This window comes from Streptomyces sp. NPDC087440 (genome assembly GCF_044744005.1).
Lineage (GTDB): Bacteria > Actinomycetota > Actinomycetes > Streptomycetales > Streptomycetaceae > Streptomyces.
Genome location: NZ_JBIUXN010000013.1, coordinates 130445 through 156643 on the forward strand (window position 1 = coordinate 130445; position 26199 = coordinate 156643).

The following is a 26199-nucleotide window of genomic DNA, read 5'->3' on the forward strand; positions in this document are numbered from 1 at the left end:
CCGAACACCGCCCGGGGCGTGGACACCCCGAGGAAGGCCCGACGCCGCATGATCCTGCTCCTGTCGACGTCCGACACCGACCTGCTCAGCGCCCGCTCCTCGGACGGACCGACTCGCTACCGCTACGCGAACCCCTCCCGCCTCGACCTGGCGGACCTGCCCGCCCTCCTGGACGGCACCGACCTCGTCGTCGTGCGCCTGCTCGGCGGTGTCCGCGCCTGGCAGGAGGGCCTCGACCAGGTCCTCGCCACCGGCAGGCCCGTCGTCGTCCTCACCGGTGAACAGGCCCCCGACGCCCAGCTGATGGCCGCCTCCACCGTCCCCGTCGGCATCGCCGCCGAGGCGCACGCCTACCTGGCGCACGGCGGACCCGCCAACCTGGAGCAGCTCGCCCGCTTCCTCTCCGACACCGTGCTCCTCACCGGCCACGGTTTCGAGTCACCGGCACCGGCGCCCTCCTGGGGCCCCCTGGAGCGCACCGCCCGCGAGGACGTCGAAGGACCCACCGTCGCGGTGCTCTACTACCGCGCCCACCACATGAGCGGCAACACCGCCTTCATCGACGCCCTGTGCGGACAGATCGAGGACGCGGGCGCCCGCCCGCTGCCGCTGTACGTCGCGTCCCTGCGCACACCGGAGCCGGAGCTCATCGACGAGCTGCGCGCCGCCGACGCCATCGTCACGACCGTGCTCGCGGCCGGTGGCACCCGCCCCGCCGACGCCTCCGCCGGTGGCGACGACGAGTCCTGGGACGCGGGCGCCCTCACCGGCCTCGACATCCCGATCCTCCAGGCCCTGTGCCTCACCAGCTCGCGCGCCGACTGGGAGGAGAACGACGAGGGCGTGTCCCCGCTGGACGCCGCCAGCCAGATCGCCGTACCGGAGTTCGACGGCCGCCTGATCACCGTCCCGTTCTCCTTCAAGGAGATCGACGAGGACGGCCTGCCCTCGTACGTCGCCGACACCGAGCGCGCCGCGCGCGTCGCCGGGATCGCCGTGCGCCACGCCCGGCTGCGGCACATCCCCAACGCCGAGAAGAAGCTCGCGCTGATCCTGTCCGCGTACCCGACGAAGCACTCCCGCATCGGCAACGCGGTCGGCCTCGACACGCCCGCCAGCGCCGTCGCCCTGCTGCGCCGCCTCAAGGAGGAGGGCTACGACTTCGGTACGCAGGAGATCCCCGGCCTGGTCTCCGGCGACGGCGACGAGCTGATCTACGCCCTGATCGAGGCCGGCGGCCACGACCAGGAGTGGCTCACCGAGGAGCAGCTCGCCCGCAACCCCGTGCGCATCCCGGCCGCCGACTACCGGCGCTGGTTCGCCACCCTGCCCGCCGAGCTGCGCGAGTCCGTCGAACAGCACTGGGGCCCCGCGCCGGGCGAGATGTTCGTGGACCGGTCCGCCAACCCGGAGGGCGACATCGTGCTCGCCGCCCTGCGGTTCGGGAACCTCCTCATCCTCATCCAGCCGCCGCGCGGCTTCGGCGAGAACCCGATCGCGATCTACCACGACCCCGATCTGCCGCCGTCCCACCACTACCTGGCCGCCTACCGCTGGATCGCCGCGTCCGCCGACGACAACGGCTTCGGCGCCGACGCGATGGTCCACCTCGGCAAGCACGGCAACCTGGAGTGGCTGCCCGGCAAGAACGCCGGTCTGTCCGCCGCCTGCGGCCCCGACGCCGCCCTCGGCGACATTCCCCTCATCTACCCGTTCCTGGTCAACGACCCGGGCGAGGGCACCCAGGCCAAGCGCCGCGTGCACGCCACCCTGATCGACCACCTGGTGCCGCCGATGGCCCGCGCCGACAGCTACGGCGACATCGCCCGCCTGGAACAACTCCTGGACGAACACGCACAGATCGCGTCCATGGACCCGGCGAAGCTCCCGGCCGTCCGCGCCCAGATCTGGACGCTCATCCAGGCTGCGAAGCTGGACCACGACCTCGGCATCGAGAACCGGCCGGAGGACGAGGGCTTCGACGACTTCATCATGCATCTCGACGGCTGGCTCTGTGAGATCAAGGACGTCCAGATCCGCGACGGCCTGCACGTCCTGGGCGGCGCCCCCGCAGGCGAAGCCCGCGTCAACCTGGTCCTCGCCATCCTGCGGGCCCGCCAGATCTGGGGCGGCACCGCATCGCTGCCCGGCCTGCGCGAGGCCCTCGGCCTGGACGAGTCGGCGGCCAAGCGCACCGACGCCGACGCGATCGAGGAGCAGGCTCGTGGCCTGGTCCAGGCGATGGAGGACGCCGACTGGGCACCCTCCGCAGTGGCCACCGTCGCTGCCGGCCACCCGCAGGCCGTCGCCGACATCCTCGACTTCGCCGCCCGCGAGGTCGTCCCGCGCCTGGCCGCCACCACCGACGAACTCACCCACGCCGTCCACGCGCTGAACGGCGGCTTCGTCCCGGCGGGCCCCTCGGGCTCCCCGCTGCGCGGCCTCGTCAACGTCCTGCCGACCGGCCGCAACTTCTACTCCGTCGACCCCAAGGCCGTGCCCTCCAAGCTCGCCTGGGAGACCGGCCAGGCCCTCGCGGACTCGCTCCTCCAGCGCTACAAGGCCGACAACGGCGAATGGCCCACCTCCGTCGGCCTGTCCCTCTGGGGCACCAGCGCCATGCGCACCGCAGGCGACGACATCGCCGAGGCCTTCGCACTGATGGGCATCCGCCCCGTCTGGGACGACGCCTCGCGTCGTGTCACCGGCCTGGAGGCCATCCCGGCCGAGGAGTTGGGCCGCCCCCGCGTCGACGTCACGCTGCGCATCTCGGGCTTCTTCCGCGACGCGTTCCCGCACACCATCGGCCTCCTGGACGACGCGGTGCGCCTCGCCGCCTCACTGGACGAGCCCGCCGACGTCAACTACGTACGGGCGCACACCCAGGCCGACCTCGCCGAGCACGGTGACGAACGCCGCGCCACCACCCGCATCTTCGGCTCCCGCCCCGGCACGTACGGTGCGGGCCTGCTCCAGCTCATTGACTCCCGCGACTGGCGCACCGACGCCGACCTCGCCGAGGTCTACACGGTCTGGGGCGGTTACGCCTACGGCCGCGAGCTCGACGGCCGCCCGGCCCGCGAGGAGATGGAGACGGCGTACAAGCGCATCGAGGTGGCGGCGAAGAACACCGACACCCGCGAGCACGACATCGCCGACTCCGACGACTACTTCCAGTACCACGGCGGCATGGTCGCCACCGTGCGCGCGCTCAAGGGCAAGGCCCCCGAGGCGTACATCGGCGACTCGACCCGCCCGGAGACGGTGCGCACGCGCACCCTCGTCGAGGAGACCTCGCGCGTCTTCCGTGCCCGTGTGGTGAACCCCAAGTGGATCGAGGCGATGCGCCGCCACGGCTACAAGGGCGCCTTCGAGCTCGCCGCCACCGTCGACTACCTCTTCGGGTACGACGCGACGACCGGCGTGGTCGCCGACTGGATGTACGACAAGCTCACCGAGACGTACGTCCTGGACCCGACCAACCGCGAGTTCCTCAAGGAGGCCAACCCCTGGGCGCTGCACGGCATTGCCGAGCGCCTCCTGGAGGCCGAGTCGCGCGGCATGTGGGCCAAGCCCGACCCGGCGATCCTGGACGCCCTGCGCAAGGCGTACCTGGAGACCGAGGGCGACCTGGAGGGCGAGGACTAAGCGTCCGTAGGTGTACGGGTGGGGGCGGCCGGAATTCCGGCCGCCCCCACCCTGTCCCCGCGAATCCGGCGCACCGGTGCCGGTGCTCACGCGGGCTCCAGGAACTCCTCCAGGATTCCCGGCCGTGCCGCACTCGCCAACGCCAGTGCGTCGCCGGGCGCCATGTCCCGTACGTGGTAGCCGTGTTCACCCGCCGCCACGGCGGCGGTGAGCGTGACCAGGCCCGCCCTGCGGGTGAACGGCGAGGTCGTCAGCGTCCACGCGGAGATCGCCTCCCGTTCCAGCGCGAGGGTGTCCCGGCTGAACGTGCCGGACCGGACCAGCAGGTGCGGTCCCGCGAGCGCGTGCCCCAGGCTCCGGTACGCGTCGCGCGCCAGCAGCAGGGTCACGGCCGTCGAGACGAGCGCGTACACCCAGGCCAGATGCAGCAGTACGGGACTGAACAGCACCCCCGGCACAAGGAGCACCACGCTGCCCGGCAGCACCGCGAACAGCAGCCCCCGTACCACCCTGCGCCGCAGTGCCACCCTCGGATGCGGTGTCAGGGGTACCCCGGTGAAAGGGTGCTCGCCCCTGTCACCGGTGCCGGTACCAGGGGAAACGCCAGTGCGGGTGCCCACGGAAGCACCAGTGCCGGTGCCAGCGGAAGCGCCAGCGCCGGTGAGAGCGCCCACGGCGACCCGCAGTGCCTCGGGGCGGGGCGCGGGCGGAATCAGCGCACCCCGCGCGTGGGCTTCCTCGCTGCTGCCGAGTCCGCCCGCGACCGCTGTCGCGCTCGCACCACCGGCGGCGCGCAGCAGCAGGGGTTCACGCAACAGCACCCCGTGCAGACGGCTCCGCTCGACGGCGACGGACCGGGTGGTCAGCAGGCCGCGCCGTACCGTCAGGGTGTTCGCGTCCGTCCAGGCGGCCCGATAGCCCCACCAGTTCTCCACGTACAGGACGAGCGCGCCGACCGCACCGAGGGCGAGCACCGCGACCAGCGCGGCGGGCACCGTCAGCCACAGCGCACTGCGGCCGAACTCGGTGAAGGCGTCCCGTACGAAGCCCACCCGCCACAGTTCGATGCCGATCCCGTCGAGCACCCGGTACACCGTGCCGGCCGCCACCCCCACCCCGCCGATCACCCAGAAGGTCAGCGGGGCGTACCGCAGCCAGCGCCAGTCGACGCGGCTCAGTTCCGGGCTGCCCGTCCGCACCCCGTCGGCGCGGGCCAGCAGCAGTGCCCGCAGCCGCTCGGCCTCCGCGCGCGTCACCGCGTTGAGAACCGTCTCGGCCCCGCCGGTGCCGGACGCCCGCAGGACGGTGAGACCCAGCAGCCGGTGCAGGGGAGTCGCGGTCAGGTCCACACCGCGTACCCGCGACAGCGGCACCGTGCGCAGTGTCCGGCTGAACACCCCACCGCGCAGCACAAAGGCGTCGCCGGTGACGCGGTAGCGCGTACGGGACCACCGGAGCAGCCCGATCCCGGTGATCGCCGCGAAGGACACGGCGAGCGACGCGAGGGTGATCAGGGCGCCCGGCGGAAACCGGCCCCCCGTCGCCAGTGCGGTCAGGACCGTCGAGCCCAGCGGCGGCAGGAGCCACCCGCAGTGCACCAGCACGGTGCGCGCGTCAGGACGCAGCCAGGCGTCAGGGGCCGGTGCCGCCTCGGCCAGGACCGGGGCCGTCATGCGGCATCACCGACAGTGGCCTGCGCGGCCCGCCCGAGCCGCTCCGCGAGGGCGTCGGCGTCCGCGTCGCAGAGGCCGGAGATCCGGATGTTCCCGGCGGTGGACGCGGTGGTGACGGTGAGCGTGGTCAAGCCGTAGCGCCGTTGCAGCGGTCCGCGCAGCGTGTCGACGGTCTGCACCCGCGACAGCGGGGCGACGCGCCGCTTCTGCCAGAGCCAGCCGCCCGCCGCGTACAGGGAGTACGTCCCGACCTCCCACGCGTGCACCGCGTACCGGCGGCGCGGCATGAGCACCGCGTACGCGCACGCGGGGGCGACGAGCACGACCACCAGCAGCGGCAGCAGCCACGGCAGCGCACCGGCGAAGAACAGCACACAGAGGACGGCGAGCACCAGGGCCGTCAGCAGCAGCGGACCGCTCACCGTGAGGAGCGCCTGCGCGGTCCACCAGCGGCGGGCCCGGGGATCGACCGGATGACGGGGCGGCCGCAGACGCGGCGGACCGGCGAATGACATGGACGAACTCGTTTCAAGTCAACTGTATTGGATGCCGAGAGGGTACAACGGTACAAGTGACTTGCAAAAGTGGGTCGCACATGGATTGCACGCAGTCGCCGGGAAGCGAGGGCAGTACGTGCCGAAGAAGGTGGACCACGAGGCCAGACGTCAGGAGATCGCCGACGCGCTCTGGCGCATTGCCGTCGCCCGCGGCCTCGACGGGGTGAGCCTGCGCGACGTCGCGGCCGAGGCGGACATCTCGCTGGGCAGGCTCCAGCACTACTTCCGCACCAAGGACGAGATGCTGCTCTTCGCCATGCGCTCCGTGAGCGCCCGCGCGGACAAACGCATTCGGGAGCGCATCGCCGCGATCGCCGGAGTCGGCGCCGAGGGCGTCGCCGCCGTCCCGCCGCCCCGCGCCGTACTGCGGGAGGTGCTGGCCGGGATGCTCCCGCTGGACGAGCGCAGCACCGTGGGCGCGCTCGTGGGGGTCGCCTACTTCACCCGCGCCGTCCACGACGAACGGCTCCAGGAGGAGGCCCGGCAGGGCATCCCCGCACTGGCCGCCTTCCTCGCGGACCTCCTGCGGCAGGTGCACGACGGGGGAGGGCTGCGGGCGCCGTACGCGGAGGGTGACCTGCGGGACGAGGCGATGCGGCTGATCAGCCTGGCCGACGGCCTGAGCACGTACATCCTGCTCGGCGTGCACAGCGGCGAGGAGGCGCTGCGGCTGCTGGACGCGCAGCTGGAGCGGATGTGGACGGACGGGCGGTGACAGGGGGTCACGTATTCTCGCCGCAGTACGGGCGAGCGGAGGACGGGGACCGGATGGCAGGCGACGGAACCGGTACGAGCGACCGGCGGGCGGCGACGGACAGCGCCCCGCACACCACGAACGGCACTCCGCACGCCACGGACGGCACCCCGCACACCACGGACCGTGCCCCGCGCACCTCGCTCAGCGCCCAGGCCCGCGAGGCGGTGCGGCAGCGCATCGTCGACCGGCGCTACCCCATGGGCTCCCGCCTGGTGGAGCGCGAGGTGGCCGAGGAACTGCGGATGTCCCGCGTCCCCGTGCGCGAGGCGCTGCGCGCGCTGGTCGCCGAGGGGCTGCTCGAACTGCTGCCGCACAGCGGGGTACGGGTGCGCCGCCTGGAGCGGGACGACGTGCGCCACCTGTACGAGGTGTGGGAACCCCTCGCCGTCCAGGCGTCCCGGCTCGCGGCCCGCCGGGTGGCGGCAACGGCGGGCGGGACGCAGGGGGAGACCCGGGGGACGGCGCACGGAGAGACGCAAGGGGTCGCCGAACTGCGCGCCCTGATCGAGCGCGCCGAACGGGCGGCCGAGACCGGCGAGGGCGAGCGCGAGGTCGCCGCACACACGGCGTTCCACGAGGAGATCGTGGCCCTGGCGGGCAACCCGCTCCTCGTGCGCACCATGGAACAGCTGGGCTGGCAGCTCCAGCTGCTGTTCGGGATGCGCGAGGAGCCCGCGCACATGCGGGCCCAGCACGCGGAAATGCTCCGGCACATCGCGGCGGGCGACGAGGACTCCGCGGCGGCCAGCACGTTCCTGCACGTGCGGGACAGCCGGGCGGTGGCACTGCACTCCCTCTTCGGGGACGCGTTGTATACCAAGGAGTGATCAAGGGGCGGGGCTCATCGCTTCAACCCTTGACCCGTAAGGCTTCCTGACGTCCTGCGGCGATCGACGCACCACCGGATCTTGTCCGCCCACCGCACTTGGTATACAAAAGTGCGAACGGTCGGCACCCCACGTCGTCCGTCCCGGACCGTCAGGCACCGAAGGAGTCCCCCCATGGTTCCCCCTCCCCTCTCCCGTCGCGGCGTCCTCGCCGGAGCCGCCTCCCTCGCAGGCGCGGGCGCGACCGCCTTCACGCCCGCCGCTGCCGCCGCCGACGGGGGCGGCCACGACCGGCGTCCCCGCGAGTCCGTCGTCTTCAAGAACGTCCACCCCTACGGCGCCAAGAAGGCCGTCGACCTGGTGGTGGTCGACGGCCGGATCAGCGACCGGCCCGTCCCGCGCGGCGCCCGCATCATCGACGGCGGCGGGCGGCTCGCGCTGCCGACGCTCGTCGACGCGCACATCCACCCCGACAAGACGACCTGGGGCGGCTCCTGGCTCTCCCGCAAGCCCGCGAAGGGCATCGCCGACTACTGCGCCCAGGACGTCGAGGTGTTCCGCAGCGAACGCCGGGACGTGGGCGAGCGGGCGTACGGGCTGATGGCGCACGCCGTCACCCGGGGCACCCGCGCCATGCGCGCCCACGCGGACGTCGCCCCCGCCTACGGGCTCAAGGGCGTCGAAGGCGTCGCCGAGGCCCGCGAGCGACTGTCGCACGCCCTGGACGTACAGATCGTCGGCTTCCCGCAGCACGGCGTGATCCGCACCCCCGGCACCGACAAGCTCCTGGAGGAGGCGGCCCGCAGCGGCCTCGTCGACATGATCGGCGGCATCGACCCGATCAGCTTCGACAACGCCCTCGACGAGCAGCTCGACCTCGTCTTCCGGCTCGCCGACCGGTACGACGTCGGCGTCGACATCCACCTGCACGACCGCGACGAGAAGGGCGTCAAGGTGCTGCGCGGGATCATCGAGCGCACCAAGGCCCTGTCCCTGCGCGGCAAGGTGACGGTCAGTCATGTCTTCTGCCTCACGAAGATGTCCGAGGGCGACCTCGACGGCATGGCCGCCGACCTCGGCGAACTGGACATCGCCCTGACCACGGTGGCGCCGAACGAATCCCTCGTGCTGCCCATCGCCGCGCTGCACGAGCACGGCGTACGCGTCGGCCTCGGCTCGGACGGCGTGCGCGACTCCTGGAGCCCCTTCGGCAACGCGGACATGCTGCACCGCACGCACATCCTGGGGTGGGTCACCGACGTACGGCTGGACAAGGAGCTGGACGACGTCTTCACCGTGGGCTCGCACGGCGGCGCCGACGTCATGGGCCTGGACCGGGCCGCCTTCCGGCCCGGCGACCCCGCGGACTTCATGCTGCTGCGGGCACAGTGCACCCCGCAGGTCGTCGTGGACATGCCGCAGCGGGACATGGTGGTGCACGGCGGTCGCGTCGTCGCCCGCGCGGGCGAACTGCTCTGAGACGGGGCGGCCGCCCGGCGCCGCCCCCTTCCCACTCACCGGGAAGCAACTGCTGCGCAACCTCCGCCCCAGTGGGAGGCTCCCGTCCGTGACGGGCGGCATCACCCGCCGCCCCCACGGATTCGAGGAGATACCGCACGTGAGTGAGAACACCCCCGCCACCGGCCCGTACGTGCCCGTCACCGACACGGATGTGGTCGTCGTCGGAGCAGGCGTCACCGGCCTCTACACCGTCCACACGCTCCGCGCCCGGGGCTACCGGGTGCGGGGCTTCGACCGCGCCGCTGACGTCGGCGGCGTGTGGTACTGGAACCGCTACCCCGGCGCGCGCTGCGACGTGGAGTCCTTCGACTACTCGTACTCCTTCGACGAGGAACTCCAGCAGGAGTGGGACTGGAGCGAGAAGTACGCCACCCAGCCCGAGATCATGGCGTACCTGCACCACGTCGCCGACCGCTTCGCGCTGCGCGACGCCTACACCTTCGAAACCTCCGTGCTCAGCGCCGAGTTGGACGAGGAGTCGCTCACCTGGACGGTGCGCACGGACGCCGGGGAGACGGTCACCAGCCGGTTCGTGGTGTTCGCCGTCGGATGCCTGTCCAGCGCGCAGCGGCCCTGCATCCCCGGCGTCGACACCTTCGCCGGAGCCTCGTACCACACCGCCGAATGGCCGCACGAGGGAGTCGACTTCACCGGACTGCGCGTCGGCGTCATCGGCACCGGATCGTCCGGCATCCAGTCCGTCCCCGAAATAGCCGCCCAGGCGCAGCAGTTGACGGTGTTTCAGCGCACCCCCAACTACTCCATCCCGGCCGGCAACAAGCCCCTCGACGACGCCGCGCGCACGGAGCTCAAGGCCGTCTACGCCGAGCGGCGCAGGCTCGCCCGGCTCAGCGGCGGCGGCTCGCCCTTCACGACGTACCCGAAGAAGACCTTCGAGGCGGACGAGGAGGAGCGGCGCGCCGCCTACGAGAAGCGCTGGCAGCTCGGCGGCGTCCTGTACTCCAAAACCTTCCCCGACCAGCTCGTCGACCGCGCCGCCAACGACGCGGCCCGCCTCTTCTGGGAGGAGAAGGTCCGCGCCCGCATCACGGACCCGGCCGTCGCGGAACTCCTCATTCCGGGAGACCACCCCATCGGGGCCAAGCGGATCGTCACCGACACCGACTACTTCGAGACGTACAACCAGCCCCATGTGCGCCTCGTCAGCCTGCGCCGGAACCCCATCGAGCGCGTCGACGCGGACGGCGTCACCCTCGCCGACGGCGAGCACATCGGCCTCGACGCCCTCGTGTACGCCACCGGCTTCGACGCGATGACCGGCTCCGTGGACCGGATAGAGGTACGGGGCAGGGGCGGCCGCACCCTCAAGGAGGCGTGGGCCGCAGGTCCCCGCACCTACCTGGGCCTGGGCACCGACGGCTTCCCCAACTTCTTCAACCTCACCGGCCCCGGCAGCCCCAGCGTCATGGTCAACGTGATCCTCGCCGGTGAGCAGCACGGCAACTGGCTCGCCGCTCTCCTGGAGCACCTGGACGCGCACGGCCACCGCGCCGTCGAGGCCACCGCCGACGCCGTCGAGGACTGGGTCCGCGAATGCCGCGACCGGGCGGCGGCCACCCTCCTGATGGAGGCGGACTCCTGGTACCTGGGCGCCAACATCGCCGGAAAGCCACGGGTGTTCATGCCGTACGTCGGTGGTTTCAAGGTCTACCAGGAGATCATCGACGAGGTCGCGGCCAGCGGCTACAAGGGCTTCGAGCTGATCTGACCCGGAAGACGGGCACAGGGGAGCGGGGGGGGGCCCCCCCGGGGGGGCCCCCCCCCCCCCCCTCCCCCCCCCCCCCCCCCTTCCCCCCCCCCCCCCCCCCAGCCGCCCAGCGCCCCCCCCCCGGCCGCGGCCGCCCCCCCCCCCCCCCCCCGGGGGGGCGGCGCCCCCCCCCCCCCCCCCCCCCCCCCCCGCCCCCCCCCCGCCGGGCGGGGGGGGGGGGGGGGGGCCCCCCCCCCGGCCCCCCCCCCCGCTCCCCTGTGTACGGTGCCCTACGCGTGCAGCGCCCCCCGCAGCGCCGCGAACGCGTCCGTGCGCGCCGCCAGGGCCTGCGGCAGCGCCCCCGCCATCGACAGGAACCCGTGGAACATCCCGGGCAGATGCGCCAGGCGTACGTCCACACCCGCGCGCGCCAGCGCGTGCGCGTACGCCCACGCGTCGTCGCACAGCGGGTCCAGCCCGGCCGTCACCAGCTGCGCCGGCGGCAGCCCCGACAGGTCGGCCCGGTGCAGCGGCGACGCGTACGGGTCGGTGCGGTCCGTGGGGTCGGGCAGGTAGTTCTCCCAGTACCAGCGCACATGGTCGGCGGTGAGAAAGTAGCCCTGCGCGTTGCGCCGGTGCGAGGCGCCGCCGCACTCCGGGTCCAGCATCGGGTAGTACAGCGCCTGGCAGACCAGCTCCGGGCCGCCCCGGTCGAGCGCGGTCAGCGCTGTGACGGTGGCGAGGTTCGCGCCCGCGCTGTCCCCGGCGAGCGCGATGCGCCGGCCCGGATACTGCTTTGCCGTCCACAGCAGCGCCGTGTAGCAGTCGTCAGGCCCGGCGGGGAAGGGGTGCTCGGGGGCGAGCCGGTAGTCCACCGACACCACCACCGCCCCGGTCTCCACCGCCATCGCCCGGCAGAACCCGTCGTGCGAGTCGAGCCCGCAGATGCAGAAGCCGCCGCCGTGCAGGAAGACGACCACCGGGGTGCCCTCGGCGCCGTCCGTCGGGTCGTACACCCGCACCCGCACTCCGCCGGCGTCCTCCTCGGCGACGTGCGCCACCGCGATGTCGGACGGCGGGGGAGCGGGGCGGGCGGCCAGGAACTCCCGTACGTCCCCGATGGCCGTCAACTCGGTACCCAGGGCGGGGAAGTTGGCGCTCGCCGCGTCGAGCAGGCGACGCACCTCGGGGGTGGGAGCCGTACTCATGACGCAGCACCCCCGGCCTTCGCCGCCCGGTCGCGCTGCGGGAAGACCGGCATGCGGCCCGCCGCGGCCCCGCCGTCCACGGCGAGTTCCGCACCCGAGAGGTACGACGACTCGTCGGACAGCAGGAACACGATCAGCCGTGCCACCTCCTCCGGCTCGCCGATCCGCCCCAACGGTGCTCCGGGGTGCTCCTTGGTCTCCAGGTGCGCGGTCATCGCGGTGGCGATCGACCCCGGGTGGATGGAGTTGACCCGGATGCCGTCGCGGCCCAGCTCCAGCGCGGCCGTCTTGCTCAGCCCGCGCAGCCCCCATTTCGCCGCCCCGTACGCCCCGTGGCCCCACATGCCCTGGAGGCCCGCCTGCGAGGAGACGTTGACGATCGACCCGCCCCCGGCCCGCCGCAGGGCGGGAGCCGCCGCCCGGATGCCGAGGAAGGGGCCGATCAGGTCGACGTCCAGCAGGCGGCGCAGCTGCGCCGGGTCCTCGTCCTCGATCGGCGACGTCGTGTAGATCGCCGCGTTGTTGACGAGGGCGTCCAGTTGTCCGTACGCGTCGGTCGCGGCGTCCACCGCCGACCGCCAGGAGTCGGCGTCGCTCACATCGAGAGGGACGTACCGTGCCGCGTCGCCCAGCGAAGCCGCCACGGCGCGGCCCTCCTCGTGGAGCACGTCGCCGATGACCACGCGCGCACCACGGGCGACGGCGAGACGGGCCGTCGCCTCGCCCATGCCGCGTGCCGCACCGGTGATGAGGACGGTCTTTCCGGAGAGGTCCGAGGGCCTCAGGGGGGCAGATGACATCAAGGAGCCTTTCATGCAAGGGAGGTGACGATTCATCAGCGCAGCGGGCGCGGAAGGTTGGTGAAGCGGCTCTCGTCGCGCCGGAACCAGCCCGGCGCCGCGAGGGTCCCGCCGTCCACCCGCAGCGTCTCGCCGGTCACGAACCGGGACTGCTCGGACAGCAGGAACACCACCGCGTCCCCGTGGTCCGAGGGATGCCCGAACCGCCCCGCAGGCACCCAACGGCCCACCTGGTCGGCGTACTTCACCGGGGTGCTCGCCCACATCGGGGTCTGCGGGGTGTCCGTGAAGTCCGGCGCGATCGCGTTGACCCGGATGCCGTACTGGCCGACCTCCGCCGCGAGGGAGGCGGTGAAACTCAGGACGGCGGCCTTGAGCGCGCCGTAGACCGCGTTGCCGGGAATGCCGCGCATCCCCTCCACGGACGACACGTTCATGATCGCGCCCCGCCCCGCTGCCTTCATCTGCGGCAGGAACGCGTGCGTGACGCGCAGCACGTGCAGCAGGTTCAGCTCGTACATCGACTGCCAGTCGGCCTCCTCGCTGGTGAGGAAGGGGCCGGAGGGGCGGAAGTCGCCCACGTTGTTGACCAGCAGGTCGGCGTCCGGGGCCGCCCGGAGCAGTTCCGCGACCGTCGAGGGATCGCGCACGTCACCGATCACCGCGACCGGTGCGGCGCCGCTCTCGGCGGCGACCAGCGCACACGTCTCCTTCGCCGCGGCGGCGTCCGTGTCGGCGAACACCACCGACGCCCCGTGCACGGCCAGTGCCCGCACGACACCCGCGCCGATGCCGGCCGCGCCGCCGGTCACGACGGCCGTACGTCCCGCGAAGAGCAACTCCCCGGGATGGCGCGGCAGTACGGACGGGGCGGGCGCGACGGCCGGTCCCGGCAGGCCCTCGAAGGGGAAGGGGGCGGGGGGCTCGGCACGGTCGCCGTGCGGCAGCGCCGCCGCCTCGCCGTCCGCCGCTGTCGTGCGCCCGTTCATCGGCCCAGTCCCAGCGCGGCCGCGGTGTCCGCCATCTCTTCCATCAGCGCCTCGGCGTTCGTCGCCCGCCGCGACCCCGACAGCAGCATCCGGTCCGCGCCCATCGACTCCGCCCACTCCACCTGCTCGTGGGCGCGCGGCAGCGTCCAGCCCAGCGTCACTTCCAGCGCGGCCGGGTCACGGCCCGCCTCCTTCGCCGTCGAACGGGCCAGCTCGATCGCCCCGGACAGGTCGTCGCCGGAAAGACCCAGCGGCTGGAAGCCGTCGCCGCGCCGCCCGGCCCGCCGGGCGGCGGCGGCCGAGTGCCCGCCGATGTGCAGCGGAACGCCCGCCTCCCGGTACGGCTTGGGGTAGCTGTGCGCGTTCTCCACCCGGAAGAAGTCGCCCTCGAAGACGACGCCCTCGGGGCCGGTGCCCTGCCACAGCGCCCGCATGAGGTCGATCGACTCGTCGGCCATTTTGCCCCGCTTGCCGAACACGCCGCCGCAGGCCTCGATCTCCTCCCGCATCCAGCCGAGCCCCAGACAGATCCGCAGCCGCCCCCGGCTCAGCCGGTCCAGGGTGGCCAGCCGCTTGGCGAGGACCACCGGGTGGTGGTTGGGCAGCACCAGGACGCTGGTGGACAGGCCGATGCTGTCGGTCGCCCCGGCGACGTACGCCAGCAGCTCCAGCGGGTCGGGGTAGGGCAGGTCGTGGGGCAGCGACAGCTTGCCGTCGGGGGAGTACGGGTAACGGCTGTCGGTGTCGCTGACCACCACGGTGTGCTCGACGGCACTGACCGCCTCGAAGCCGAGGGACTCGGCGTGCCGGGCGACGGCCACGACGGTGCCGGGGTCGCTGGTCTCGGGGGACACGGGCAGCAGAACGGAGAATTTCATGAGCTCTCAACCAGCAGAAGGGACGGGGGGAAGTCAGCCGCGGGCGAGGCCCCGCAGCTCGTCCTTGAGGACCTTGCCCGCGGCGTTGCGCGGCAGGGCGTCCACGGCGACGAACCGGCGCGGCACCTTGAAGTTGGCGAGCCGCTCACGGGTCCACGCCGTCAACTCCTCTGCGTCCGGAAGGCCTTCGCCGCCCGCGGCCGCGACCAGGAAGGCGACGCCGACCTCGCCGAGACGCTCGTCGGGCGTGCCCACCACGGCGGCCTCGGCGATCGCGGGATGACCGAGCAGGGTGTTCTCGATCTCCGCCGGATAGGTGTTGAAGCCGCCGACGGCGTACATGTCCTTGAGCCGGTCGGTCAGCGTCAGATAGCCGTCCGCGTCCAGCAGACCCACGTCGCCGGTGTGCAGCCAGCCGTCCGCGTCGATCGCCTCGGCGGTGGCCGCCGGGTCGTCCAGGTACCCCTGCGTGACGTGGAAGCCCCGGGTGACGACCTCGCCCTGTTCGCCCGCCGGGAGCGGGCTGCCGTCCGGGCCGACGATGCGCAGCTCCACGCCCTCGATGGGGCGGCCCACGGTCCGTACCAGCGTCTCGGCGGGCGAGTCGACGGGGCAGACGGTGACGACGCCGCTCGACTCGGTCAGACCGTACGCCGAGAACACGTCGCGGGCGCCGAGCACCGAGCGCACGTCGTGGATCAGGGACACCGGTACGTTCGCGGCTCCCGAGCCCGCCATGCGCAGCGAGGAGAGGTCGTGGTCGGCGAGTTCGGGGTGGCGGAGCAGCCCGTGGAAGACGGCCGGGGCGCCGGTCAGCACGCTGATCCGCTCCTCGGCGATCCGGCGCAGCAGCCGCCCCGCGTCGTACACCGGCTCGGGCACGATCGTCGCGCCGCGCAGCAGGCAGGCGACGACCCCCGCCTTGTAACCGAAGGTGTGGAAGAAGGGGCTGACGAGGAGATAGCGGTCGCCCTCGGTCAGCGTGACACCGTCCGCCCACGCCTCGTAGACGCGCACGGACTGGTGGTGGGTGGTCATCACGCCCTTGGGGCGGCCGGTCGTGCCGGACGTGTAGAGGATGTCCGACAGGTCGTCGGGGCGCACGGCGGCGGCGCGCGCCGCCCGGACGTCGTCGCTGACCGCATCGCCCGCCGCCAGGTAGGAGTCCCAACCACGCAGCCCCGGAAGGGAGTTGTCCTGGGCGTCGCCGTCGCCGAGCACCACGGTGCTGCGCAGGGCGCCCAGGTCCTCGCCGGACTCGTGCAGCATGGCGACGTAGTCCGTGCCGAGGAAGCCGCGTTCGGTGAACAGCACCGTGCAGCCGCTGCGGCGGATGATGTCCGCCGCCTCGGCCGCCCGGTAGCGGGTGTTGATCGGGACGAGCACCGCGCCGACGGACACCGCGCCGAGTGCCGCCACCACCCAGTCGGGGCTGTTGGGCGCCCAGACGGAGAACCGGTCGCCGGGACGGACGCCGTGCGCCACGGCGGCGCGTGCCGCAGCGTGGATGCGGTCGCGCAGCTCGGTGAAGCTCCAGCGCACGTCGTCGCTGACGAGTGCGTCGCGGGACCCGAAGGCCTCCGCGGCGCGGTCGGGCAGATCGGCCAGGGTCGTCGCGGCGGCACGGCCTGGAGCCGACGGACGGGTGGGGGCGGTGCGCATGGAGCCTCCGGCGTACGAATACGGAACTGGGGCGAGCGGAAAACATCGCCGGGACCCCATGACACCGGCCGGGGCGGGGGATGGGCCAGAGCACTTTCCCGGTGAGCGGGATCACCCACCGGACCCCGGCCGCCCCCGCCCCCGGAGCGGCCCGGCACGTGGCCGCGCCCCGGCCCGCCGCGGAGTGCCCGGCCCGCCTCAGAGCGCGTCGCCGCGCGTTTCCCGCAGGCGCCAGGCGGCCAGCAGCGACGCCAGGATGCACCCGCCCGCCAGCAGCACGAGCGGTGTGCTGCCGGGATACGCGGCATGCAGCGAACTCGCCGCCAGCGGTACGAGACCCGAGCCGACCAGCGCCGACATCTGGTAGCCGAGCGAAGCGCCCGTGTACCGCACCCGCGTCCCGAACAGTTCGGAGAGCATCGGCGCGAGCGGCGCGAACATGGCGTGCTGCACCACCATCACCAGCGACATCCCCAGCACCAGCAGACCCGGCGACCCCGAGTCCACCAGGTCGTACACCGGCTTGATCGCCACCAGGCCGAGCGCCGCCGCACCCAGTACGACCCGGCGACGGCCCAGCCGGTCGGAGAGCGCCGCGAACGCGGGGATGGTGAACAGGCCGATCGCCGAGATGACCAGCAGCGCGTTCATCACCTCGCCCACCGAGTAACCGATGCCGGTCGCGTACGTCAGCATGTACGTGGTGATCAGACCGGTGAGCGCGAACGGGCCGAGCCCCACGGCCGCCGCCAGCAGTGCCGTACGCGGCTGCTTCAGCACCGTCAGCAGCGGAATCCGGGGCGCCTCGCTCTCTGCGGCCTTCTCGGCGGCCTCCCGGAACAGCGGGCTCTCGGTCACCTTGAGCCGGGTGTACAGCCCGACCGCCATGAGCACCACACTGACCAGGAACGGGACGCGCCACCCCCACGACATGAACTGCTCCGGCGTCAGCAGCGCGTTCGCCGCCGCGACCACACCGGCCGACAGCAGGAAGCCCAGCGACGTGCCGGACTGCATCACTCCGCTCCACGCGCCCCGGCGCCCGGGGGCCGCGTGCTCGACGACCATCAGTGTCGCCCCGCCCCACTCGCCGCCGATGGCCAGACCCTGCACGATGCGCAGCAGCACCAGCAGGACCGGTGCGGCGATGCCGATCGCCCGGTAGTCGGGCAGCAGGCCGATCAGGGCACTGGCCGCGCCCATCAGGACCATCGTCAGCACCAGCATCTTCTTGCGGCCCAGCCGGTCGCCGAAGTGCCCGAAGATGATCCCGCCGAGCGGGCGGGCCACGTATCCGGCGGCGAAGGTGCCGAACGCGGCGACGGTGCCCGCCGCGACGCTGGCCTCGGGGAAGAACGCGGTGCCGAAGACGAGGGCGGCGACCGTTCCGTACAGCAGGAAGTCGTAGTACTCCACCACGGTGCCGAGCAGGCTGGAGAGGGCGACGCGGCGCATCTGCGCGGCGTCGACGGCCACCGGGGTCTCGGGGGCCTCGGCGGGAGGGGCGCCCGTGGGGACGGGGGATGACGGCATGACGCTCCTACGGGAGTGGCGGGACGGGAGACGGAACGGGCGGGACCCGGACGGGGCACGGGTCGACGAGGGGTAGCACGGCCGCCCCTCGTGTGGGGTCGATTGTGCAAGCGGCCCGGGACATTGCGACCGTTCGCCGCCGCGCTTTCCCACTGAGCGGGAGCAACGGCCGCCACGTGGGTACGGACAGGGGATTCGGGGCACGTCGCCCCGGGACCGCCCCAGAAGTGCTCCCGCTCACCGGGAAACACGGCTGCCCGCGCGCCCGCCCCGCACCCACACTGGCGCTCCGACCCGAAGCCGCCCGGCAGGCCGTGCGGCGCGAGAGGAGCCCGACACGATGACCAGCGGCAGCCCGCACGGCCCGAAGGCGTCCGACGCGGCCCACGGTGCGCAGGTGCGCACCACGGACGCGCACGGCGCTCAGGCGCGCACCACGGACGCCCACGGCACGGACGCGCACGACTGGCACGACACCTGCGACGTCCTCGTCGTCGGTTCCGGCGGCGGCGCCCTCACCGGCGCGTACACCGCCGCCGCCCGCGGCCTCGACACCCTCGTCGTGGAGAAGACCGAGTACTACGGCGGCACCACCGCCTACTCCGGCGCGGGCCTGTGGCTCCCCGGCAACCAGGCACAGGAGCGCGCCGGGGTCGAGGACTCCGCCGAACTCGCCCGCGCCTACTTCCGCGCCGTCGTCGGCGACGCCGTCCCGCACGCCCTGCAGGACGCCTACCTCGACACGGCGGGCCCGCTCGTGGACCTCCTGGAGCGCGACGAACACCTGCGCTTCGAGTTCCGCCCCTTCCCCGACTACTACCCCGCGCCGGGCCGCATCGAGGGCGGCCGGAGCATCTACCCCTGCGACCTCGACCTGCCCGAGGGCGGCCACCCGCTGCTCGCGGCCGTGCGCCCGCCCGCCTGGGCAGAGCGCTTCCAACTCCCCGCACCCGACGGCCCGTTGACCGACGGGCGGGCCCTGATCGGGCGGCTGCTGCTCGCCCTGGACGGGGCGGGCGGCCGCACCCTGCTGCGTACCGCACTCACCTCGCTCGTGGAGGAGGACGGCCGGGTCGTCGGCGCCGTCGTCACCGACGCGGCGGGCCGGACCCGGCGCATCCGCGCCCGCAAGGGCGTCCTGCTCGCCGCCGGAGGCTACGAGGGCGACGCCGACCTGCGCCGGGAGTGGCAGGGCCTCCCCGGCGCGGACTGGACCATGGGCCCGACCGGCGCCAACACCGGCGACGCCCTCAAGGCGGCCGTCGCCCTCGGCGCGGACACCGGGCTGCTCGGCGAGAGCTGGTGGTGCCCCTCGGTGCTGTTCCCGGACGGGAGGGCGGCGTTCGCCCTCGGCTTCCGCGGCGGGTTCTTCGTCGACGGCAGCGGCCGCAGGTTCGCCAACGAGTCCCTGCCGTACGACCGGATGGGCCGGGAGCTGCGCGCGGCGCGTGCGGGCACGGACGACTCCAACCAGGTGTGGTGGATCTTCGACGGCCGGCACGGCGACGAACTCCCCGGCATCGTCGTCGTCCCCGCCGACCGCGCCGCGTTCACCGAGGCGGGTCTGTGGCGCACCGCCGACACGCTGGAGGAGCTCGCCGCCGCCGTCGGCGTCGACCCGGCCGAGCTGACCGCCACCGCGAAGACCTTCAACGCGTACGCCGCGACGGGCGAGGACACCGACTTCGGGCGCGGCACCGACCCGTACGACCGCTTCTTCGGCGACGGCAGCGGCCCCAACCCGTGCCTGGTGCCCGTCGAGGAGGGCCCCTTCCACGCGGTACGGATCGTGCTCGGCGACCTCGGGACCAAGGGCGGCGTCCGCATCGACACCGACGCCCGCGTCCTGCGCGCCGACGGCACCGCCATCCAGGGCCTGTACGCGGCGGGCAACACGACCGCCTCCGTCACGGGCCCGTACTACCCGGGCCCCGGCGCCCCCATCGGCTCGGCGATGGTCTTTGCGCACCGGGCGGCCCGGCACATCGCGCAGGACGCGTAGCGGCCAGGGGAAAGAGGGTGACAAGGGGCGGGAGGGGTAGCAAGATCATGGCGGGGTAGGGAGCCCCTGACCGGGCCCCCGCCCAGTCCCGTCACGTGCTGAGCAGCCGAGGACGGGGTACCGGTACCTTCCACAGGTCCACGGACCATACTGGTCGGGCCCCGACTCCTCACAGAACGACTCCATGGCGAAGAACAGCACCCCCTCGACCACCGTCCCCGACACCGCGTGGCTGGGGCGCGGGCGCCACCTCGGGCCCGAGCCCGAGCAGGACGTCCGCCGCAACCTGATCGCCCTCAAGGCGGCCGGGGTGCTCGACGACTTCCTGGAGCTCGACCCCGTCGAGGCGGCCCGCTCCACCGTCCTGCACCCGCGGGACGAGGCCGCCGACCCCGGCCCGACGGCGCGCCGCCTCTTCGAGGCGCGCTGGCGGGTCGGCGACGGCGACATCACCGTGCGCGCGCAGCTCGTCACCTACGACCCCGAGGGCCGCCGCAAGGAGGGCGCGGGCGTCTCCTGGGTGCTGGCCGCCGAGGCACAGGCGCCGTGGGACGCCTACTGGCCCTCGCCCGCCACCATGTTCTGGCCCGACAGCGACCGTGTCCCGTGGGACCACGACACGGTCGCCGACGTGCGCCTGCGTGCGGCCAACCACCTCCCCAAGGACGACGACGACCTGCGCCGGCTGCTGCGCGACTGTGCCCGGCAGAGCTGGTACATCCACCTGGTGGTGCACGAGGCGATGACGCCGGACGCGCTCGGTCAGCGGCCGCTGACCGGCCACCTGCCGCCGAGCCTGCGGCACCGGGTGACAGAGCACCGGGCGACCCCGGAGCAGGCGCAGATCGCCGACTTCGCCGTCAAGCGGGAACTGGGCGTGCGGCTGCCGCGCGGCGGGGCCGTCGTCCTGCCCACGTCGCCGCCCGCCGCCGCGTACGCGGCGGAGGACTTCACCCTGAGCACCGTCTTCCTCGACGGCTCCGTCCCCACCGAACTCCTGGAGCGCATCGCGGCGTTCGCGGCGTTCCCGCAGCCGATGTCCGCCGACGCCGAAGCGGCCCTGGCCCGGCTGCGCCAGGGCTGGCACCTGCTCACCCCGGACGAGGAACTCGTCCACGCGCAGACCATGGTCACCCGGTACGCCGAGGCGCTCGACGCCATGACGAAGTCCCGCGACCTCTACCAGGAGGCGGCCGAGGCGGCACACGCCGCACTCGCCGAGGCGACCGGCGGAGAGGGCCTGCCCCGTCCGGCCGCCACCGACCCGGCGGGCTCACCGCTGGGCGCCCTCACCAAGGCCTTCGGCCGGTTCCGGGGAACGGGCAAGTAGGCACGGCTCGGTTCCCCGGGAGCGGGCGGGGAAGCCGCGTCCCTACCTTCCGGCGTTGGCCATCCGCCGGACCAGCTCCCGCAGCCGGTACTCCTGCGCCGTGGCCGCCTGGCCGAGGACCAACGCCCGCAGGGGCGCGGGGAACAGGACCCGGACGGTCTCGCTCACGCGGGTGCCCGAGGCGTCCGGCACCAGGGCGAGCGTCGACCTCAGCCGCACCCGGCCCGGGCTCACGACCTCGCTGACGACGCGGCGGCCCGGTTCGGGGAACGTCATCGTCACCCGGATCGGGTTGTCCCACCGCAGCGGCCCGAACCGGAAGCGTTCGACGGCGACGTACCGCACCGCCCCCTCCCGGACGTCCACCTCCCGCACGGCGACGACCAACGGCGACAGGCCGACATAGCTCTCCGGCCGCGCCAGGTGCGCGAACACCTCCTCAGCGGGCCGGGCGACCGCGGCATGACGGGTGAACTCCTCGATGGGCATGGGCACATCATGCCTGCCTTAACACCGCACGGAGGAGCGGACCCTGTTGGTACCTTTCTGCTGTCGAGTGAAAGCAAACGACATCACTCGGAAGGGAAGGGGATCACCGGTGTTGACTGAAGAGCGGCGGGAGGCGCTCTTGCGCCTCGTGGAGCGCAGGGGGGCGGTCAAGGTCACGGAGCTGGCGGCCGCGATGGGCGTCTCCGCCGTCACGCTGCGGCAGGACGTCCGCGACCTCGCGGGCCGGGGGCTGGTCGTGCGGGTGCACGGCGGGGTGATGTCACCGGCGGCCGCCCGCCGCGCAGAGGTCGCCGCACCGGCCGTCGCCACCGCGCCCGCGGGCGGGCACCACGTGCTGGGGCTGGTCGTCCCCCCGGGCGGCTACTACTACCCGGAGATCATTCGCGGCGTGCAGGAGGCGGCGCGCACACACGGCGTACGGGTCGTCCTCGCGGTGTCCGCCGAGACCCTGGCGGCCAACCAGGAACAGGTGCGCCGCCTGGTCGGCTCGGGCGTCGACGGGCTGCTCCTGATGCCGCGCGCGGGACTCGAACCCGCCGACGAGGCGGACGAGTGGCTCGACGGGCTGGACGTGCCCGTCGTCCTGCTCGACCGCCGCACCGGGGCGCGCGCCGGACGGCTGGAGCAGGTCGCCGCCGACCACCCCTACGGTGCGGGACTGGCGGTACGGCACCTGGCCGGGCTGGGGCACGGGCGCATCGCACTGGTCGTCCGGGCGATGAGCCCCAACACCCCCCTGATCCGCGAGGGGTACACGGAGGCCTGCCGGGACCTGGGGCTGGCGGCGGGACCGGAGTTCCGCATCGACACCACCGACGAGAGCGCCGCCTGCGACGAGGAGTTCGCAGCGTTCCTCGCCCTGGTCGGGGCCGGGGAGGTGCGGGCGGCACTGGTCCACAACGACCTGGACGCCGTCGCCCTGGTCGGCCTGGCGCGGGCGCGCGGGCTGCGCGTCCCCGAAGACCTGGCGGTGGTGTCGTACGACGACGAGGTCGCCGAGCTCAGCGACGTGCCCCTGACGGCGGTGGCGCCGCCCAAACGGGCCGTCGGCGGCTGGGCGGTCGACCTGCTGATGCGCAGGCTCGCCGACCCCACCCCGCCGCTGGCGGAGGTGCTGCTGCGGCCGGAGTTGCGGGTACGGGCCTCCACCCGCCCTGCCTAATTGCTTTCACATGCTTTCGTTTGACGTCAAGTGAAGCGAAAAGTGTTGACGAAGCATGGAGCCTGTCGAAAGATCGCGTGCGACATCACAGCAAACGATCGGTGGACCCCATGCTTCGCAGAACCGCGGTCGCCCTGACCGGCCCGGTCACGGCCCTCGCCCTGCTCCTCACCGGATGCGGCGGCGGGGAGCCGGACGTGTCCGCAGGCGCCGGGAAGACCGGGAAGGTCACCTTCTGGTCCTTCGTCAAGGGCTCCCAGGAGGTGGCCGAGGCCTTCAACCGAAGCCACCCGGGCATCGACGTGACCTTCGAGTCGGTGCCCTCGGGACAGGAGTACTACTCCAAGCTCACCAACGCCGTGAAGGCCGGCACCGCACCGGACGTCGCGGTCGTCGAGTACCCGAACCTCCCCGAGTTCGCCGCCCAGGGCAAGGTCGAGGACCTGAGCGCCACCCTGGGCGACACCGTCAGGGACCGGTTCCCGCAGGCCGCCCGGCAGTTGGTCGAACTCGGCGGCAGGACCTGGGCCGTGCCGCGCGACGCGGCACCCCTGATGCTGATGTACCGCAAGGACTTCTTCACCCGGCACAAGATCGACGTGCCGACCACCTGGGACGCCTACCGGTCCATGACGGAGAAGGTGAAGAAGGCTGACCCGGCGGCCCGCGGCGGCGTCCTCTACACCGACAACCCCGGTCTGTTCACCGCACTCGCCTGGCAGGCCGGAGGGCGGTGGTTCGCCACCGGGAAGGACTCCTGGAAGGTCACCGTCGACGACGCCCCCTCCCGCAAGGTCGCCGCCTACTGGGGCGACCTCGCCCGCACGGACCTCGTCCGTTCGGTGAGCACGCTCGACCCCTTCTGGACCAGCGTGCAGAAGAACCGGACCGTCGCCTACGTCTGCGCCAGCTGGTGCGCCGGGGCCCAACAGGCCACCGTCCCCGACCAGAAGGGCAAGTGGGCCGTGGCACCCGTGCCCACCTGGGACGGCAAGCCCGCCTCCGCCATGTACGGCGGCTCCTCCTTCGTGATCCCCCAGGGTGCGAAGAACCGCGGGGCGGCGGCCGAGTTCATCAAGTGGATCACCACCGACCCCGAGGGTATGAAGGCCTGGGTCGCCTCCGGCACCAGCAGCATGTTCCCCGCCGACCCCTCGCTCGTGCCCGTCACCAAGGCGGCCTACGCGACGGACTACTACGGCGGCCAGGACGTCTACGCCGTCGGCGCGGACTCGTACCGGGCCATCAGGAAAGGCTGGACGTGGGGCCCCGTCATGGGCACCACCAACACCGCGCTGGTGGACCAACTGCCCCAGGTCGCCGACGGCACGGCCGACCTGCCCACGGTCCTCACCCAGGCCGAACGGACCACCCTCACCCAGATGAGGCAGCGCGGCATGCAGGTCACCGCCCCCTGACCTGCCCCGCCGCCCCCGCGCTCGCCGACCTGCGCGAAGGCGACCCGCCCCGGGCACCGCTTCGGCGACCCGCCCCGCCCGGGACACCCGAGCCGCCCCCGCCCAGGACCCCCGAGCCGCCCCCGCCCCGTTCCGGAAGGCCGTCATGGCAAGCCCCTCCACCCTCGGACAGCGGCGCACCGCCGCCCTGCTCCTCACCCCCTTCTTCGGCCTGTTCGCGGCCGTCACCCTGGCCCCCCTGCTGTACGCCGCCTGGCTCAGCCTGTTCACGACGCACACCTCCGGCCTCGGCTTCGGCGGCGCGGAGAGCGTCTTCGCCGGGTGGGACAACTACCTGCGCGCGCTGAGCGACTCCGCGTTCCTCGACGGCTTCCTCGTCGTCGCCGCGTACTGCGCCCTCTACATCCCCGTCATGATCGGCGGCGCACTGGTCCTCGCGCTGCTCCTCGACTCCGGTCTGGCGAAGGCCCGTTCCTTCTTCCAGCTGGCGCTCTTCCTGCCGCACGCCGTACCGGGACTCATCGCCGCACTGATCTGGGTGTACCTCTACACCCCGGGCCTGAGCCCGGTGATCGACCTGCTCCAGTCCGGCGGCATCCACCTCGACTTCCTCTCCGCCGACACCGCCGTCGTCTCCGCCGCCAACATCGCCGTCTGGGAGTGGACCGGCTACAACATGGTCATCTTCTACGCGGCCCTGCAGGCCGTGCCGCGCGAGACCCTCGACGCCGCGAAGGTCGACGGGGCGGGCGCCCTGCGCACCGCACTGTCCGTCAAGCTGCCGATGATCCGGCCCGCCGTGGCGCTCGCCGTCCTGTTCACCGTCATCGGGTCCATCCAGCTCTTCACCGAACCGAAGGTCATCTACAGCGCCTCCACGGCGATCGGCAGCAGCTGGACGCCGAACATGTACGTCCAGACCGCCGCCTTCCAGGACAACGACTTCGGCCTCGCCGCCGCGGCCTCCCTGCTGATCGCCCTGTTCGCCGCCGTGCTGTCCTTCGCCGTCACCCGTATCTCACGCCGCGGGAGCAAGCCGTGACCACCATGACCCGACCGCCCGCAACCCCCCGCACACCCGCGCCGGGCACCCTGCGCACCCCGCACGTCCGCCGCCGCGGCCCGAAACGGCCGTCGGCCCTCCTCTCGAAGACCGGCGTCACCGCACTCCTCGCGCTGGCCACCCTCTACACCCTGCTCCCGCTGACCTGGCTGCTGCTGTCCTCCACCAAGAGCCGGGCGGACCTCTTCGGCACGAACGGCTTCGCCCTCGGCGACGAGACGCACCTCGGCCAGAACCTGGAGCACCTGTTCACCACGGGCGACGGCGTGTACCTGCGCTGGGTGCTCAACACCGTCCTGTACGCGGGAGTCGGCGCGCTGCTGGCCGCGCTGTTGAGCGTCGCCGCCGGATACGCCTTCGACAAGCTGGCCTTCCCCGGCAAGGAACGGCTGTTCTCCCTCGTCCTGCTCGGCGTGATGGTGCCCGCCACGGCCCTCGCGATCCCGCTGTACCTGCTCGCCGCCAAGGCCGGTCTGGTGAACACCTTCTGGGGCGTGTTCCTGCCCGGGCTGGTCTTCCCGTTCGGCGTGTACCTGGCCCGTGTCTTCAGCGCCTCCTACGTGCCCGACGAGGTCCTGGAGGCCGCCCGGATGGACGGGGCGGGCGAGTTCCGCGCCTTTCGCCGGGTCGCCCTGCCGATGCTCGTGCCCGGCTTCGTGACCATCTTCCTGTTCCAGTTCACCCAGATCTGGAACAGCTTCTTCCTGCCCCTGGTGATGCTCTCCGACCAGGACCTGTACCCCGTCAACCTCGGTCTGTACGTCTGGTACTCCTCCGCGCTCTCCCAGGGCCACCCCGAGGACTACCTGCTGGCCGTCGTCGGCTCGCTCGTCTCCGTGGTCCCGCTGATCGCCGTGTTCCTGATGCTCCAGCGGTTCTGGAAGTCCGGCATGACCGCCGGCGCCGTCAAGTAGCCGAAGAGCGTGAGGAATCGCCCCGTGACCCTGCCCCCT

The 26199-nt window shown here is 73.0% G+C and carries 20 protein-coding genes; 11 read left to right on the plus strand and 9 right to left on the minus strand.

The features are described 5' to 3' along the window. The first annotated feature begins 48 nt into the window (after window positions 1-48). Entirely contained in the window at window positions 49-3648 is a 3600-nt protein-coding gene (cobN, locus tag ACIO3O_RS24800) for a cobaltochelatase subunit CobN (RefSeq protein WP_401749324.1), read from the plus strand. Window positions 3649-3734: 86 nt separating this feature from the next. Here cobN and ACIO3O_RS24805 read toward each other — a convergent pair whose 3' ends face one another. Both ACIO3O_RS24805 and ACIO3O_RS24810 read right to left on the minus strand, forming a co-directional pair. Beyond that, window positions 3735-5321, minus strand: a complete 1587-nt coding sequence (locus ACIO3O_RS24805; RefSeq protein WP_401749326.1) for a PH domain-containing protein — start codon at window positions 5319-5321, stop codon at window positions 3735-3737. Next, the gene (locus ACIO3O_RS24810; RefSeq protein WP_401749328.1) at window positions 5318-5836 is read right to left on the minus strand and encodes a PH domain-containing protein; all 519 of its coding nucleotides are present in this window, start codon (window positions 5834-5836) and stop codon (window positions 5318-5320) included. Before ACIO3O_RS24810 ends, ACIO3O_RS24805 begins: the two co-directional genes overlap by 4 nt. A gap of 118 nt (window positions 5837-5954) precedes the next feature. Between ACIO3O_RS24810 and ACIO3O_RS24815 the strand changes: the two genes are divergently transcribed. The 4 genes from ACIO3O_RS24815 (at window position 5955) to ACIO3O_RS24830 (ending at window position 10712) form a co-directional block, all read left to right on the plus strand. Next, window positions 5955-6593 carry a TetR/AcrR family transcriptional regulator gene (locus ACIO3O_RS24815; RefSeq protein ID WP_401749330.1) on the plus strand — a complete coding sequence of 213 codons (639 nt, stop codon included), beginning with the start codon at window positions 5955-5957 and terminating at the stop codon, window positions 6591-6593. 53 nt (window positions 6594-6646) lie between these two features. Further along, window positions 6647-7462 (plus strand): GntR family transcriptional regulator, encoded by an 816-nt coding sequence (locus tag ACIO3O_RS24820; RefSeq protein WP_401749332.1) that lies wholly within the window; start codon window positions 6647-6649, stop codon window positions 7460-7462. Window positions 7463-7636: 174 nt separating this feature from the next. Next, complete coding sequence (locus ACIO3O_RS24825) at window positions 7637-8941, plus strand: amidohydrolase (protein ID WP_401749334.1); 1305 nt, start codon at window positions 7637-7639, stop codon at window positions 8939-8941. Window positions 8942-9080: 139 nt separating this feature from the next. Then, a complete protein-coding gene (locus tag ACIO3O_RS24830; protein ID WP_401749336.1) occupies window positions 9081-10712 on the plus strand; it encodes a flavin-containing monooxygenase in 1632 nt (543 codons plus the stop codon). A 269-nt stretch (window positions 10713-10981) separates the two neighbouring features. Here the strand turns inward: ACIO3O_RS24830 and ACIO3O_RS24835 are convergent, their stop codons facing one another. The 6 genes from ACIO3O_RS24835 to ACIO3O_RS24860 form a co-directional block, all read right to left on the minus strand. Further along, the gene (locus tag ACIO3O_RS24835; protein WP_401749338.1) at window positions 10982-11899 is read right to left on the minus strand and encodes an alpha/beta hydrolase; all 918 of its coding nucleotides are present in this window, start codon (window positions 11897-11899) and stop codon (window positions 10982-10984) included. After that, the gene (locus ACIO3O_RS24840; protein WP_401749339.1) at window positions 11896-12699 is read right to left on the minus strand and encodes a glucose 1-dehydrogenase; all 804 of its coding nucleotides are present in this window, start codon (window positions 12697-12699) and stop codon (window positions 11896-11898) included. Before ACIO3O_RS24840 ends, ACIO3O_RS24835 begins: the two co-directional genes overlap by 4 nt. A 35-nt stretch (window positions 12700-12734) precedes the next feature. Continuing rightward, a complete protein-coding gene (locus tag ACIO3O_RS24845; RefSeq protein WP_401749340.1) occupies window positions 12735-13688 on the minus strand; it encodes an SDR family NAD(P)-dependent oxidoreductase in 954 nt (317 codons plus the stop codon). Then, window positions 13685-14566, minus strand: coding sequence for an LLM class F420-dependent oxidoreductase (locus tag ACIO3O_RS24850; protein ID WP_401749342.1), 882 nt, complete (start codon window positions 14564-14566; stop codon window positions 13685-13687). Before ACIO3O_RS24850 ends, ACIO3O_RS24845 begins: the two co-directional genes overlap by 4 nt. 33 nt (window positions 14567-14599) lie before the next feature. Beyond that, window positions 14600-16228, minus strand: coding sequence for a FadD3 family acyl-CoA ligase (locus tag ACIO3O_RS24855; RefSeq protein WP_401749344.1), 1629 nt, complete (start codon window positions 16226-16228; stop codon window positions 14600-14602). 198 nt (window positions 16229-16426) lie between these two features. Further along, window positions 16427-17761, minus strand: a complete 1335-nt coding sequence (locus ACIO3O_RS24860) for an MFS transporter (RefSeq protein WP_401749346.1) — start codon at window positions 17759-17761, stop codon at window positions 16427-16429. Between the two features lie 340 nt (window positions 17762-18101). On the opposite strand from ACIO3O_RS24860, the gene ACIO3O_RS24865 reads away from it, so the two are divergent. Continuing rightward, entirely contained in the window at window positions 18102-19763 is a 1662-nt protein-coding gene (locus ACIO3O_RS24865) for an FAD-dependent oxidoreductase (RefSeq protein ID WP_401749348.1), read from the plus strand. Between the two features lie 184 nt (window positions 19764-19947). Next, the gene (locus ACIO3O_RS24870; protein ID WP_401749349.1) at window positions 19948-21093 is read left to right on the plus strand and encodes a hypothetical protein; all 1146 of its coding nucleotides are present in this window, start codon (window positions 19948-19950) and stop codon (window positions 21091-21093) included. A gap of 42 nt (window positions 21094-21135) precedes the next feature. On the opposite strand, the gene ACIO3O_RS24875 is transcribed toward ACIO3O_RS24870, so the two are convergent. Next, entirely contained in the window at window positions 21136-21582 is a 447-nt protein-coding gene (locus tag ACIO3O_RS24875) for an SRPBCC family protein (protein WP_401749351.1), read from the minus strand. A gap of 109 nt (window positions 21583-21691) precedes the next feature. Here ACIO3O_RS24875 and ACIO3O_RS24880 point away from each other — a divergent pair, with 109 nt between their 5' ends. From ACIO3O_RS24880 to ACIO3O_RS24895, 4 genes are all read left to right on the plus strand, one after another. Next, window positions 21692-22765 (plus strand): substrate-binding domain-containing protein, encoded by a 1074-nt coding sequence (locus ACIO3O_RS24880; protein WP_401749353.1) that lies wholly within the window; start codon window positions 21692-21694, stop codon window positions 22763-22765. A 110-nt stretch (window positions 22766-22875) separates the two neighbouring features. Next, a complete protein-coding gene (locus tag ACIO3O_RS24885) occupies window positions 22876-24183 on the plus strand; it encodes an ABC transporter substrate-binding protein (protein WP_401749355.1) in 1308 nt (435 codons plus the stop codon). A gap of 145 nt (window positions 24184-24328) precedes the next feature. Next, window positions 24329-25225 carry a carbohydrate ABC transporter permease gene (locus ACIO3O_RS24890; RefSeq protein WP_401749357.1) on the plus strand — a complete coding sequence of 299 codons (897 nt, stop codon included), beginning with the start codon at window positions 24329-24331 and terminating at the stop codon, window positions 25223-25225. Next, the gene (locus ACIO3O_RS24895; protein WP_401749359.1) at window positions 25222-26160 is read left to right on the plus strand and encodes a carbohydrate ABC transporter permease; all 939 of its coding nucleotides are present in this window, start codon (window positions 25222-25224) and stop codon (window positions 26158-26160) included. Before ACIO3O_RS24890 ends, ACIO3O_RS24895 begins: the two co-directional genes overlap by 4 nt. The last annotated feature ends 39 nt before the right edge of the window (window positions 26161-26199 follow it).

Bases quoted from the DNA above. Each gene is read 5' to 3' on its own strand.
- cobN (WP_401749324.1), top strand. From the start codon at position 49: ATGATCCTGCTCCTGTCGACGTCCGACACCGACCTGCTCAGCGCCCGC.
- ACIO3O_RS24805 (WP_401749326.1), bottom strand. From the start codon at position 5,321: ATGACGGCCCCGGTCCTGGCCGAGGCGGCACCGGCCCCTGACGCCTGG.
- ACIO3O_RS24810 (WP_401749328.1), bottom strand. From the start codon at position 5,836: ATGTCATTCGCCGGTCCGCCGCGTCTGCGGCCGCCCCGTCATCCGGTC.
- ACIO3O_RS24820 (WP_401749332.1), top strand. From the start codon at position 6,647: ATGGCAGGCGACGGAACCGGTACGAGCGACCGGCGGGCGGCGACGGAC.
- ACIO3O_RS24825 (WP_401749334.1), top strand. From the start codon at position 7,637: ATGGTTCCCCCTCCCCTCTCCCGTCGCGGCGTCCTCGCCGGAGCCGCC.
- ACIO3O_RS24835 (WP_401749338.1), bottom strand. From the start codon at position 11,899: ATGAGTACGGCTCCCACCCCCGAGGTGCGTCGCCTGCTCGACGCGGCG.
- ACIO3O_RS24840 (WP_401749339.1), bottom strand. From the start codon at position 12,699: ATGTCATCTGCCCCCCTGAGGCCCTCGGACCTCTCCGGAAAGACCGTC.
- ACIO3O_RS24845 (WP_401749340.1), bottom strand. From the start codon at position 13,688: ATGAACGGGCGCACGACAGCGGCGGACGGCGAGGCGGCGGCGCTGCCG.
- ACIO3O_RS24850 (WP_401749342.1), bottom strand. From the start codon at position 14,566: ATGAAATTCTCCGTTCTGCTGCCCGTGTCCCCCGAGACCAGCGACCCC.
- ACIO3O_RS24855 (WP_401749344.1), bottom strand. From the start codon at position 16,228: ATGCGCACCGCCCCCACCCGTCCGTCGGCTCCAGGCCGTGCCGCCGCG.
- ACIO3O_RS24860 (WP_401749346.1), bottom strand. From the start codon at position 17,761: ATGCCGTCATCCCCCGTCCCCACGGGCGCCCCTCCCGCCGAGGCCCCC.
- ACIO3O_RS24865 (WP_401749348.1), top strand. From the start codon at position 18,102: ATGACCAGCGGCAGCCCGCACGGCCCGAAGGCGTCCGACGCGGCCCAC.
- ACIO3O_RS24870 (WP_401749349.1), top strand. From the start codon at position 19,948: ATGGCGAAGAACAGCACCCCCTCGACCACCGTCCCCGACACCGCGTGG.
- ACIO3O_RS24875 (WP_401749351.1), bottom strand. From the start codon at position 21,582: ATGCCCATCGAGGAGTTCACCCGTCATGCCGCGGTCGCCCGGCCCGCT.
- ACIO3O_RS24885 (WP_401749355.1), top strand. From the start codon at position 22,876: ATGCTTCGCAGAACCGCGGTCGCCCTGACCGGCCCGGTCACGGCCCTC.
- ACIO3O_RS24890 (WP_401749357.1), top strand. From the start codon at position 24,329: ATGGCAAGCCCCTCCACCCTCGGACAGCGGCGCACCGCCGCCCTGCTC.